Below are 12204 nucleotides of genomic sequence, written 5' to 3'. Positions count from 1 at the left end.
GGCTTGAGGCCAGCTTAGTCGGAAAATTCGATAATTAGGGTTTCCATATCCGAGGTGGCGCACTGGGCGACCTGTCCCCGAGCGGCACATATGCGGGACTGGGTCTGCTGGGCCAGGGCTTTGACTCGTTCGACCGCCGCTGAAATATCTTGCCGCCGCTGGCGATCGCTCTGGGGACAGGGCTGGGGAATCGGCAGGGGGACTACGGTTGCCGCCACCTGCCCTTCAGCAGCAGAGTAGCCCTGAAAATAAGCCAGCGCCAGCCGTCGAAACAGCCCCTGCAAATGGTTCGGCAGGTCTTGCTCAATCTGGTTGGGCTTCGCTAGGCAATCGACTAGCTGACCCATGGCGTGGGCAATTTCCATATTGTCTTGGCCGCTGGTGGGATAAACATCCTTAAGATCTAGCCAGCAAGCCTCAAAAGCTTTTAGTTCTCGTAGCATCATGGGGTTACTTCACCGTTGAGACAACCGTGACGATAGTAGGTGCACCCTGCCCATGACCTGAATGGAGGTTGTCCGGGGAGGACATCCGGTCTTAGAGTGTTCCAGCTAGATACTTATCCAGAGTTTTCGGCAATAGGCCCAACGGGCCGAGGTTGCGACCTCAAAGGGGACGTTTATGGAGATGGAATACTCTTAGCTTTAGAATGCCCCCCGGTCAGGTAAAGCCCCCACGGCTGAATTAACGATTTTTTAAGGACGGGATCGAAACCATGGCAATCATTCAGCGAATTTACACCGACGGTGCCTGCTCCGGTAATCCTGGCCCCGGCGGCTGGGGTACGGTGCTGTATCTGGTCGATGGCGGTGTTCACGAGATCGGGGGAGGCGAGGCCCCAACCACCAATAACCGCATGGAAATGCAGGCGGCGATCGCCGGGCTGACCCTGCTGCGCGACAGCGGCCAAACTGACCCCGTCACCATTCACACCGACAGCGAATACGTTCTTAAAGGCATCACCCAGTGGATCGCCGGCTGGAAGCGGCGCGGCTGGGTCAACTCGGCCAAAAAGCCCGTGCTCAACCGCGACCTGTGGGAGGCCCTAGACAGCGTTACCACCGAGGTCAACCAGACCCTCGATCGCCCCCTGCAGTGGATCTACGTGCGAGGCCACTCCGGCGACCCCGGCAACGAGCGCTGCGACACCATTGCCCGCGCCTATGCCGCCAAACGCGCGATCGCCCTAACGACGGTGACCCTCCCCTAGCGGTCCTCCCTTAACGGTCTATAACCCTCCTCCCCCGGCACCTGAACGGGGGACGGGGTTGCCGATAGTATGAGAACAGCGATCAACTGACTGAATATATATAGAGTGCCGTCTCTAGCGAGGAATGCCGTGCTGCTGTCTAAAGGGTTTGAAATTGAGATGTATACCGGCACCCCGGCGGGGGAGGTAGTCGGTCTCTCCGATCGCATTGTGGCGGATCTCAATGGTTTCGTGCGCGAGCCCGACAGCCGCAACGTCGAGTACACCACCCCGCCCCTGTGCCAGTACGAAAAACTGCTGTGCGAACTGGTGCGCCCCCGCCACGAGCTGCGCCAGTACCTCAGGGGGCTGGGCAACTACACTCTGGTGCCCGGCAGCACCCTGGCCCTGGGGGATACCGATCGCTTCTATCGCTCTGACCCCAACAACCCCTACCACGCCTACATTGAGCAGACCTACGGCACCACCGTGGTCACCGCCAGCGTTCATATCAACATTGGTATCTCAGATCCAGAAATCCTGATGCGGGCCTGTCGCCTAGTGCGGGTCGAAGCGCCCCTGTACCTGGCTCTGACCGCCTCATCGCCGTTTTTGGGCGGCAAAGCCACGGGTTCTCACTCCAGCCGCTGGCAGGTATTTCCCAAAACCCCGGCCCACGTGCCCCTGTTCACCAGCCATGCCCACCACATTCAGTGGATGGAAGCCCAACTGGCGGCAGGCACCATGCAAAACGTGCGCCACCTGTGGTCGTCGGTGCGGCCCAATGGCGATCGCCGCCCCTACAACCTCAACCGCCTAGAACTGCGCATCTGCGATCTGATCAGCGACCCCGTGGCGCTGCTGGCGGTGGCGGCCCTGCTCGAAGCCCGCCTGATTCAGCTGATCCAAAATCCAGATTTAGACCCGCTGATCCTGAGCGAGCTGTCGGAAGCCAGCCGCAACGACGATCTGGTGGCCCTCACCGATGCCAACGAAATGGCTGCTGCCCGTGATAGCCTAAGCGCCGAACTGCGTCACTGGCAGGACGGCCGCCCAATTCTAGCTAGCGATTGGATCCAATCACTTTACGAAGAGGTGTGGCCGATTGCCAAAGCCAACGGCCTCAGCTGCTTCCTCAGCCCGGTGAAAAAAATTCTGCGGGAAGGCAACGAGGCCCAGCGGTGGCTGCGCCAGCACGAAGCCGGGCAGTCAGTGCAGCAGGTGATACAAAATGCGATCGCTGAGGTAGCGGCCAGCGAGGGCAGCTTGGCCCGCGATCTGTGCGAACCCTGCGCCGCCTAGGGGCGATCGCGGGCTGCCATGGGTAAACATTTACTTATAGGCGCCATAAGGAAAGCTTTCCTCAGTAGAACCCGATCCCTCCTTTTGGGGTCAATTTTCGAACAGGGCAAAACTACCGAGGAAAGTATTAATAAAATCTATATCCCCTAGACATTTCCACCTTTGTCATAAATAGCCCCCTCGTCCTCCGATCTAGCCCGTTGTTTTGGTTTTGCTGTCCATGCCCGTCATTGTTTTAGTTACGCCCCAAATCCCCCCCAATACTGGGAATATCGCCCGTACCTGTGCTGCTACGACCACTCCCCTACACCTGGTTGGCCCCCTGGGGTTTGACCTCAGCGATCGCGCCCTCAAGCGGGCCGGTCTCGACTATTGGCCCCAGGTTGACCTCACCCTACACCCTGACTGGGCTGCCTTCTCCGCCCAGCAGCGTCAGCGGGGCGGGCGAACCATCGGCTTTAGTACCTCGGGGCGATGTAGCTATACAGAATTGACCTATCGCCCCGACGACTGGCTTTTGTTTGGTAGCGAAACCGCAGGCCTTCCCAAAACAGTGCTGGCTACCTGTGACGAAACTGCCTATATCCCTATGGATCGCAGCGTTGTGCGCAGCCTTAATCTGTCGGTAAGTGCTGCCATCGCTCTCTACGAGACGCTACGTCAACTCCATCTCTTCCACCCCGGCCCCACCATTGATGAGGCCGGGGCATGAGGCGAGCCAGACCCCAAGCATCAAGACTCTCCTAGCCGGTCGGGGGTTGAGAAAGGACATCTCGAGTCGCCTACTGCTGAAGCGACAATGATTAATGACCATAAAGTAATGCCTGAACCAGCGTCCTGTTTCTGGTCGCGCAGCCTTGAAAACGAGCCTCAATTGCTGAATTTGAAAACGTGAAACCCCCAGTACAGGCCATGCCCAGGGCAAAACGGAGCAAAAAAGCTAGCAACAAAAATAAGCGGTTTTCAAGGATACAAAATTAGAGCAGAGAAGATAAGAAATTCGTATAGCCTATCTTTGGGGTCTCGGCCTCGGCATCTGTCATAGGTAGTAGAGGCCTCATTCTATGCTTTGCCAGGTCTGTGATCCGGCCTGGGGGTCAAGGGTTGCGGCCTTAGCCACAGCAGTTCATGGCTCTAAAACCCGGGCAGGCGCTACACAAGCGCTACTGTTGATCGGCTTGGTCAAGCCCCAAACAATACGCTTGCCAAATACTTTTTTTTAGGGTTAAACGTTTATGTTGTGCTCATCAATTCCCGGTCACGAGCCTAGTGTTCAGGGAAGTGACGTAGAACGCCTAGGTATTGATTTTCGGGTTAAGTCATGTAAACTTGCCTAGGTTGCCGAAAGCAGGGTATTGTTACCTAGCTAAGGCGTTAATCTGTCGATCCGTTGTTGTTCTTCTGCTAACAGCTTGCCTTGTCACTCTGTTCCTCGGTTGAGTCCCTGCCTCTGGCACGACCTCTGTCGATGGAGTTTTAAGGATTTTCCTAGGTTGTTAAGCGCTGGTTTACAGGAGGTCGTTCCTTGAAACGCGTAGTTCCCCAAGAGTCTGAAGTTGATTGCCTGCCCTCTAGTTTGAGCAGTGCTCAATCGGAGACTTCAGGAGGTTATCGTCGAGTGCAAACCTCGGCAGCCATGTTAGGCATAGCCCTATCTTTCGGAGCATCTGCTTCGCTGCTCACAGAGCCAGAACTGGCTCTGGCGGCCGATGGCCCCAACCTGACTGTCTTGCCTGCGGTCAGTCGAGATAGTTCTCAAACGCCCAAGTCACTGCCTGCCGAGACAGCTTCATCCTCGGCATATCACACCGTCGAAGCAGGTGAAAGCCTCTGGCAGATTGCTGCTCAGCACGAAGCCGATGTCCAGGCCATTAAAGCGGCTAACGGTATTGCCAGTGATGACGTACTGCGGGCTGGGCAGGTTATTCGGGTTCCTGCCGTAGGAATGACCAATCTCACCGCCAGTGCTGATATTTCTCGTTTGGCCCTTAAATCCGGTGTCGCAGGGGGCGTCGGCGGTGATTTGGCTGCATCTGCTAGCGGTCTCCTGCCCTCCCAAGATGTTCCTTCCGTAGATGAGCTAGAGAAAGCTTGGCAGCTGGAAGATGCTCTATCTCTTGAGGGCGAAGATGAGCTGTCTGAGGAAGACCTCGCTCTGGCTGAACTGTCTGAAGAAGAACTCGCTGACGCCGAGCTAGAGGAGCTCTCCTCCAAGATCTCGACGGGGAATAGTGGTGGCAGCCCTGACTCTCTTCCTCTGGCTGCGCTCCCCACTCTTGAGCAAGAAATTGTTCAGCAGCCTGTTTTACCGGATGCCGCTGTCCAGTCAACCCCTTCTCCTAGCCCGCAGGTGGCGCGAGTCAGTGAGGTATCTCGTCAGCAAGTTAGTGATGCGTCTGAGCCAGTTGAGGCAGTTGCTAGTTTGCCTCTCTATCAGGAAGGTGAGCGGCCTGTTGCTGCTACCCAGCCGTCGCCATCTGTCGTAACTAACGCCACTTCAACGGTAGTGGCTAAGAAAGATTTCACCGCGGCGGCGCTTCCCCCCAGGGCGACGGCTGCTCCCACGGGTGAGATCGGTACGGTACGCTCCTATCAGGTCAAGCCAGGCGACACCCTGTGGTCGATTGCTTCTCGCAATGGCCTTACCCTGGATGAGCTTCTCAGCCACAACAACAGTGTCAACCAGCCCGAAGCTCTTTCAGTCGGCGACAGTCTGACTATTCCTCTGGCTTCGGCTACGGAAGAACCGGTTAGTTTGCCCCCTAATGGCTTAGCTGCTGCTCCGAGAACCCGCGAGCAGGCTATTCGGGATCACTTGGCTCGCATTCGTGAATCCAATAGCACCCTGGTAGATCGCAATGCCCTGAATGCGCGTATTCGTGAGGCTCGCCAGGAGCTTGAACGATCTCGTGCCGCCAGCTCGTCCCCAGAAGCTGTGTCTCTGGAGTATCACAGTCCTGAGCCGGTAGCGACTGCCTCTACCGCCGTAGGTGGCCCTGAACTTGCTAGCGAGACGGCCCTAGCCGTCAGGGAAGGTGCTCAAACTCTAGCTACTCCCACAGTTTCGTCTGATTGGACGGTTACCGATGCTGCCGTAGATCAGGCGCAGCCGATCGCGGCCCTGAGCCCAGCCGTTGAGGCTGTGGTTGAGGAGCCTGCTCAGGTGGATGCTACAGCTCCTCCTAGTCAGCTGCTAGCGGCTGCTCCCCTAGGGGCCGATGCCTATCGGGTCGCGCCGAGCATGCCTGTGGGGCAGACCGTATCTCCCAGCATGCCGATGATGCCAGGTGCCAGCGAGTTTTTGCCCGAGGCACCTCGTCTTTCTAACGGCTATATCTGGCCTACCCGTGGCACTCTGACCTCTGGCTATGGCTGGCGCTGGGGCCGCATGCACCGCGGTGTTGACATTGCTGGCCCAGTGGGAACCCCTGTTGTGGCGGCGGCGCCGGGTGTTGTTGCGCGATCGGGTTGGAATTCCGGTGGCTATGGCAACCTGGTAGATATTCGTCACGCCGACGGCAGCATGACCCGCTACGCCCACAACAGCCGTTTGCTGGTGCGTGAGGGTGAGCAGGTGCGCCAGGGCCAGCAAATCGCTGAGATGGGCAGCACCGGTTACAGCACTGGGCCTCACCTTCATTTTGAGGTGCACTTGCCCAGCAGCGGTACTGTTAACCCCATGGCTTACCTTCCCGATCGCTAGTTGATTTGATTTAGCAAAGCGGGCTGGCATTGCTGCTGGCCCGCTTTTTGTTGACTATGCCCAGGGCAGTAGAGCCCGCTGCTGACCGAAAAATTACTGAATACAGCTTGGTATGTTGACTAATTCTGTGATAGATTCATTAACTGTTGGTTGACTGATAGGGCAATGCCCTGGCCGACAAAAAAACGATGCTACGGCTCAGTAGCTCAGTGGTAGAGCAGGGGACTCATAAGCCCTTGGTCGCGTGTTCAAATCACGCCTGAGCCATATTTTTGTGAACTGAATACCCCTCAGAAGCCCCGCACCACGGGAGTTCTGAGGGGTTTAACTTTTGTTAACCCGCCTCAATACTCCCTAACCATCCCTAACACCCCTAGATTTTTAGGACGAATTTTAGGCGCATGAATTTTGAGGGCAGATTGAAGCAGGCGAACAGCCGCCTTCGGCTGGGTCGTTGTGGAGTGAGCATTGAGGTGGCCGGTAAGCGGCTATGTTTGCGGGCCACATTTCCGCCGAAGCCGGGCAGCTCGAAGGGGGCACACCAGCAGCGGCTGTTTATCGGGCACCATGCCAACCCAGCAGGGTTAAAGCTGGCAGAGCAGGAAGCTAAGCGGGTGGGCCTGCTGCTGGATGCGAGGGAGTTTGATTGGGCCGACTATGGGGCCACTGGCGAGACTCGCACGGTTACCGATTGGATTACAGCGTTTGAGGCCGACTACTTCACCCGCCGCCGTCGATCGCCAAAATCTGAGACGACCTGGCGCGATGACTATCTCAAGGCGTTTGCCAAGCTGCCTCAGGGCGAGCCGCTGACTGTGCAGCTGCTGCTGGCCACCATTGAGACCACCACGCCAGACACCAGAACGCGAAAGCGGGTGTGTGACTGTCTGGGGCGGCTGGCCACGTTTGCGGGCCTGGAGGTTGATTTTAAGCCGCTGAAGGGTCATTACTCGACGATGACTACGGAGGTGCGCGAGGTGCCACCTGACGGACTAATAGCCGAATGGTGGGGCAAGATACCCAACCCGGCTTGGCAGGCGGCCTATGGGCTGATGGCCGCCTATGGGCTGCGTAACCATGAGCTGTTCTATCTCGACTTCTCAAAAATGCCGGTGCTGATGGTGCTCGACGGCAGCAAAACCAACTTTCACCGGGTTTATCCGCTGTACCCAGAGTGGGTTGAGCAGTTTGGGCTCAATTGTCCCCAGTTGCCCCAGTGCACGGGGGGCAACAATAGCGCCCTGGGCCACCGGGTAACGCGGCAGTTTGAGCGCTATGGGGTGCCGTTTAACCCCTACGATTTGCGCCACGCCTGGGCGGTGCGGTCGCTAGAGTTTGGCATGCCGGTGGAGTTGGCGGCCCAGCAGATGGGCCACGGGGTAGACGTTCATTGCCGCACGTACCACCGGTGGATTAGCGAGGAGGTTCACGATCGGGCGTATCGGGTGTTGATGGCGAGAGCAGAGAGGCCTCAACCGCCTGTATGGCAGTAATAGCAAGACAATAGCCAGCAATTCTAACCAGGCGGTCTTCACACATCGTCCCTGGCAATTCAATTTCACGTTTAAAGTAGGTCATGCTCCTCTTTCCTCCTGAGGACAGCTTAGCAGTGCTTCAATGCGGGCCAGGTGCCAGCGGTAGGTGGGGCGGGCCGCGTGGGGGCGGGCGATGTTGCGGTAGTGGGTGCCCTGCTTAAACAGTTCTGTACGAAACCCCCAGAGCTGTTTGGCACTGATGCCCAGGGCATCGCAGGCCACGCCGGTGGTGACCCAGTTGCTGTTGAGTTTGTTAGGCATGGTTAGGGTGTATCAGGGATAATTGAGTGAGTGGTAATTGGTGGGCAAGGCTATGACTAATGAGGCTTACGAGAGTCGGTTAGACCGCATTGAGGCGCTGGTGGAGCGCAACAGTGAGCAGATTCAGGCGAACTCTCAGCAGATTCAGGCAAACTCTCAACAACTCGGGGCTTTGACTGGTAAATCTGATGCCTTTCAGCGGGCGCTCAACGGTGTGATTGAGATTGTTGGCTTGACGGCTGGGCAGCTCAACGAATTAACCGATCGCCTCGATAGCCTTACTGAGCGGGTAGATAGCTTGGCGGCGTCTGCCGAGCAGCACGATCGCATTCTTGATTACCTGCTTCGTCGTGATGGTGGGACTCTTGAATAGGCCGCAATACAGCATGGTGATCGTCTGGTCTGAGGAGGATGGGGCCTATTTGGTGCACCTTCCAGATTTCGACTTTCAGAAGTTCCACACGCACGGCGAGACCTATGGAGAGGCGGCGGCCAAGGGGCAGGAGGTGATTGAGTCGCTGATTGGTTGGTATCAGGAGGAGGGTAAACCTCTGCCATCGCCCAAGCGCTCTGTTGCTTTGGAGGTGGCTGCTTAGTCATCGACCTGCACCCCCATCTCTTCGACTAGGCGGGCCACCAGCAGCAGCCGATCGCGTTCCGAAAGCTCGTCGAGCACCTGATCGCAGTACTCGCCGATCGCATGCTCCATCAGCGGGGAAAGGTCGCGGGGCGGATTGAGAAATAGGCGATAGGTGCCACATTGGCCCTCGCTGGTGAGCAGATAGGGGCCTGTGGGGTTTTGTACGTTATTCGCTGGCTCGGGGTTGTCGAGCTGGCGGGCGATGTCGATCAGGTGCTGGGCTAGGTGCTCTGGCACTCTGATCGCAGTTGTGGGCCCGCTCCAATTAGATGGTCTACCCATTGGTATCCACCTCCGATTCAACAGCGTTCAACTCCAATTCAACAGAGGGGGTTTCGAGGGGGGTGAGGAATTCGTTGTTGAATTGCTGCGTGCCCATGCCGGGGACGTAGACCGTAGAGGCGTGAATGCCTTTCTTATCAAGCCTTACAGCGGTTTCGAGTTCGGTGCAGTAGACCCACTGTTGATCACTTTTGCTAAGTTGTGTTGAATCCGTGTTGAATTGCTGTTGAATTCGTAAACCCTTGCCCTGTATAGGTTTGGCCGTTTGATTCAACAAGTCTGTGGGTGTGGGGGGTACCCCTTCTTCAGAAAAGTGATCATTTTTCTGATCACTTTTCTCCGAAATGATCACTTTTTCCGGAGAAGTGGCGCTTAGGGATTTTTGTTGAATTACCCTTCTATCCTTTACGCTGTCTGGATTTGAGCCATTCAACAAGGATTCAACATGTTGAATCTGTTGAATTGGTTCTTTAGGGTCAAAAGTGATCATTTTTGGATCATCTGGAGGGGGCTGTTGAATTGGGTCGTCGTCGAGGGCTAACGCCTCCTCTAGCAGCGGTATTTGGGTGGCCCCGCAGCGCACGTAGACGGCCTGCATGCGCTCGCCACGCTTTTCGATGATGTCTTCGGCCTGGAGGCGCTTTAACACTTCGTAGAGGGATTTTTTGGGGAGGTTGGTGGCTTCGGCTATTTGGTCGATGCTGGCGCTGGCGACCTGGTTCATGTAGGCCAGCACGCGGTCTTTTTGGTTGAGGTCTACGTTTGGCCCCATCCAGTTGCCGAGCAGTCGCCATTCGAGGGTGTTGGCGTCGAGGATGATCTGAAGGTCGAGTTTGCCCCAGCCGTTTTCGACGGCCAGGCGGTAGTTGCGCTCGTCGGCGGCGAGGATGAGGGTGCCCCTGCAGGTGGCCCTGATGGCGCTGCTGCCTCGGATGGTGTCGAAGACATCGACGTCGCCAGCGTTGTTTAGATTCACCTTGCCGGTGTGGTGCACCAGCAGCCCGGCGCAGCGCTGGCGCTTGCACATCTCTTGCAGGGGCTCTAGCAGCTGGCTCATTTCTGCTGATGACTCGCTGATCGCGCTGTCTCGGATGCGGCTGAGGGTGTCGAGCACCACCAGGCGAACGCCGAGTTCTTCTACCAGCTCCTCTAAATGGTTCAGCTCTGAAAGTTTGAATTTGTCGAGCCAGTAGACGGGTAGACCGGCCTCCCAGCCCTGTTTGATCTCCCGCTCTTTGGTTTTGGTCTCGGAGTCTTCACAGCGAATGTAGAGCACGGCCCCTTTGCTGACGGGGCGGCCCAGGAAACGGCCGCCGGTGGCGACGGCCTTGGCCAGCGTCATGGCCATGAGCGATTTACCGGCCCTGGGGCTGGCAGCCAGTAGAAACAGCTCGTCGGCGGTGAGCAGGTCGTCTACCAGCCAGTCGGTGTAGTCGGGGGCGCGCTTCAGCAGCTCGTCGTTGCTGATGAGGCGAGACCGCAACGGGTTGTTGCCCTTGGGGGCTTCCCAGGAGGTGGCGTTGGTGGCCGCCGTGGTGACCTGGTCAAACAGCCCGGCTGATAAGGCGTTGCTGATGTCCCAACCTTCAGGAATGTCCTCGCCGGTGGCGGGGACGGTGGCCACCCGGCAGCGATCCTTTAAACGGGCGGCGACTTTTGCGGCTCCTTTCTTACCGGGTTCGTCGTGGTCGTAGAACACCACCACGTCACCGGACAGGCGCTCTAGCTCGGGTTCGGGGGGCACGTTGCCAGCGCCGCAGGTGAAGCAGCTGACCTGTATGTCATTTTTGAGGGCGGAATGACGTACAGCCCATCCCAGGGTGATCGCATCCCATTCGCCTTCACACAGCCAGGTTTCGCTGGGCTGCTCAGGCTGGTGGGTGGTGTAGACCATCTGGGGAATGCCGAACTGGCTCCAGGCCTTGTAGCCATCGGGGCGATCGGCTTCGTCGAGCCAGGGGGCCACGCGCTTCTTTTGGAAATAGGCGGTGCCGTCGGCGTTGGGGATGGGAATGGCAATGGCGGGCAGATGGCAGGATTTGCTGGGCTTGGTGCTGTCGCCAGTTTTGCAGCGGGTGATGCCCAATCGGTAGTGCTCTATCATCTCGGCATCGATGCCCCGCATTATTAGCCAGCTCAGGGCGTGAGTGCTCTGGGTTCGTAGCTTTTCGGTGGCTTCTTTGACCTTCTGAGGGTTGACCAGCACTTTTGCCGCTGGTGCTGATGGCTGGGTCTGCGGCGGTGGTGAGCTGGGCTTTTCTGCACCAATGGCCCCTCTAATTTGGTCGGGGGTGCAACCGCGATGGCATTTGTAAGCGCCGGTCTCTAGTACAGAGAGGTTTTTCTTGGTGGTTTTGCCATCTAGGGCGCAGCTGGGGCAGACTGCTCTACTGCTAGTGTCGAACTCGACAAAATCTCTGATGTTGAATGTCATAATGTTCTTTCGGGTCGCATTGAAGTACTACTTGGCATAAAAAAGGGGGCGAGGCCCCCAAACGACAAACGGCGATCGCTCTGTGGGGGCGATCGCCGTTTTTTAGTGCCTATACGGATGGAGGGCCGCTGGTGCTGTAGGTGTCATGGTCACGGGTGTCTTAAGGGCAAAACAGCTTTACCTCAACTGAGATAATGGAACGTCTACAGGGGAACGGATTGAGCCCCAGTGCCCCTGTAGATGATTTCCCCCCTAGCTGATTAGAGGTTAAAGCGATCTTACCTCAACTTCAGCGAGGGTCAACTGGAGTTGAGGTATAATGGCACAAAGAGACACCCCAAACATGGAGTCGAAGTTAGTGGCTTTACGTCTTGAGGCTGGTCTTACTCAGAAGGCGCTTGCAGATGCCTTTGGCGTAAGTGAGCAGGCTGTAAGGAATTGGGAGCACGGCAAGGTGGAGCCAAAATTCACCCTTGCCGACACCAAAAAGCTTTGCAAGCTGCTCAACAAAACGTTAGAGGAGCTACCAGATAGTTTTTCTGATAAGAGCCCTGCATAAAAGCGGGGGCCGCCGTCCAAAGCTAGCCCCCTTTGTTCACTGTCTAATAAGCAACAGGAACTAAACGATTATGAATCAACCGCCCGCCCCTACCTCGGGGGCTACTTTTTCGCGCCCATGCGATCTCACCTCCATTAAGCCCAGCTTGCAGGCCCTGGCCTGCAAAGCCAATGCCCAGGGGGGCAGCCTAACGCCGACTCAAGCCCAGCTCTACTTGCAGCTCTATCAAGGGTGGCAGTATTACCGGGCCTCTCAGCCCGCCCGCTTTAGGGGCGAGGTTGACGGGTTGTGTGATGCGA

General features: G+C 57.1%; 13 protein-coding genes and 1 tRNA gene. 10 read left to right on the top strand and 4 right to left on the bottom strand.

Annotated elements, in window-relative coordinates; all coding sequences use genetic code 11:
• Positions 1-14 precede the first annotated feature (14 nt).
• Positions 15-446, bottom strand: a complete 432-nt coding sequence (locus VB780_RS24135; protein ID WP_323353736.1) for a hypothetical protein — start codon at positions 444-446, stop codon at positions 15-17.
• A gap of 269 nt (positions 447-715) precedes the next feature.
• Between VB780_RS24135 and rnhA the strand changes: the two genes are divergently transcribed.
• The 6 genes from rnhA (at position 716) to VB780_RS24105 (ending at position 7687) form a co-directional block, all read left to right on the top strand.
• Positions 716-1210 carry a ribonuclease HI gene (gene rnhA, locus VB780_RS24130; protein WP_323353735.1) on the top strand — a complete coding sequence of 165 codons (495 nt, stop codon included), beginning with the start codon at positions 716-718 and terminating at the stop codon, positions 1208-1210.
• A 129-nt stretch (positions 1211-1339) separates the two neighbouring features.
• On the top strand, positions 1340-2491 hold the full coding sequence (gshA, locus tag VB780_RS24125) for a glutamate--cysteine ligase (RefSeq protein WP_323353734.1): 1152 nt from the start codon (positions 1340-1342) through the stop codon (positions 2489-2491).
• A 220-nt stretch (positions 2492-2711) separates the two neighbouring features.
• The gene (locus VB780_RS24120) at positions 2712-3203 is read left to right on the top strand and encodes a tRNA (cytidine(34)-2'-O)-methyltransferase (protein ID WP_323353733.1); all 492 of its coding nucleotides are present in this window, start codon (positions 2712-2714) and stop codon (positions 3201-3203) included.
• A gap of 813 nt (positions 3204-4016) precedes the next feature.
• Complete coding sequence (locus tag VB780_RS24115) at positions 4017-6194, top strand: peptidoglycan DD-metalloendopeptidase family protein (RefSeq protein WP_323353732.1); 2178 nt, start codon at positions 4017-4019, stop codon at positions 6192-6194.
• 195 nt (positions 6195-6389) lie between these two features.
• A tRNA-Met gene (locus VB780_RS24110) sits at positions 6390-6461 on the top strand.
• 194 nt (positions 6462-6655) lie between these two features.
• Positions 6656-7687: a site-specific integrase gene (locus VB780_RS24105; RefSeq protein ID WP_323353731.1), complete on the top strand. Its 1032-nt coding sequence runs from the start codon at positions 6656-6658 to the stop codon at positions 7685-7687.
• Between the two features lie 81 nt (positions 7688-7768).
• On the opposite strand, the gene VB780_RS24100 is transcribed toward VB780_RS24105, so the two are convergent.
• Positions 7769-7990: a hypothetical protein gene (locus VB780_RS24100; RefSeq protein ID WP_323353730.1), complete on the bottom strand. Its 222-nt coding sequence runs from the start codon at positions 7988-7990 to the stop codon at positions 7769-7771.
• A gap of 52 nt (positions 7991-8042) precedes the next feature.
• Here VB780_RS24100 and VB780_RS24095 point away from each other — a divergent pair, with 52 nt between their 5' ends.
• Positions 8043-8363, top strand: coding sequence for a hypothetical protein (locus VB780_RS24095; RefSeq protein WP_323353729.1), 321 nt, complete (start codon positions 8043-8045; stop codon positions 8361-8363).
• Positions 8356-8586: a type II toxin-antitoxin system HicB family antitoxin gene (locus tag VB780_RS24090; protein WP_323353728.1), complete on the top strand. Its 231-nt coding sequence runs from the start codon at positions 8356-8358 to the stop codon at positions 8584-8586. Before VB780_RS24095 ends, VB780_RS24090 begins: the two co-directional genes overlap by 8 nt.
• Here VB780_RS24090 and VB780_RS24085 read toward each other — a convergent pair.
• Both VB780_RS24085 and VB780_RS24080 read right to left on the bottom strand, forming a co-directional pair.
• The gene (locus tag VB780_RS24085) at positions 8583-8867 is read right to left on the bottom strand and encodes a hypothetical protein (protein ID WP_323353727.1); all 285 of its coding nucleotides are present in this window, start codon (positions 8865-8867) and stop codon (positions 8583-8585) included. The two genes, VB780_RS24090 and VB780_RS24085, sit on opposite strands and share 4 nt — an antisense overlap.
• A gap of 37 nt (positions 8868-8904) precedes the next feature.
• The gene (locus VB780_RS24080) at positions 8905-11346 is read right to left on the bottom strand and encodes an AAA family ATPase (protein WP_323353726.1); all 2442 of its coding nucleotides are present in this window, start codon (positions 11344-11346) and stop codon (positions 8905-8907) included.
• A 319-nt stretch (positions 11347-11665) separates the two neighbouring features.
• Here VB780_RS24080 and VB780_RS24075 point away from each other — a divergent pair, with 319 nt between their 5' ends.
• Together VB780_RS24075 and VB780_RS24070 are read left to right on the top strand one after the other, a co-directional pair.
• A complete protein-coding gene (locus VB780_RS24075) occupies positions 11666-11905 on the top strand; it encodes a helix-turn-helix transcriptional regulator (RefSeq protein WP_323353725.1) in 240 nt (79 codons plus the stop codon).
• 70 nt (positions 11906-11975) lie between these two features.
• On the top strand, positions 11976-12204 hold a 229-nt coding region (locus tag VB780_RS24070; protein ID WP_323353724.1), incomplete at its 3' end, for a hypothetical protein.

Source organism: Leptolyngbya sp. CCNP1308, from assembly GCF_034932455.1.
In the GTDB taxonomy this organism is placed as follows: domain Bacteria; phylum Cyanobacteriota; class Cyanobacteriia; order Phormidesmidales; family Phormidesmidaceae; genus Nodosilinea.
This window is presented reverse-complemented; position numbering and strand designations above follow the sequence as displayed.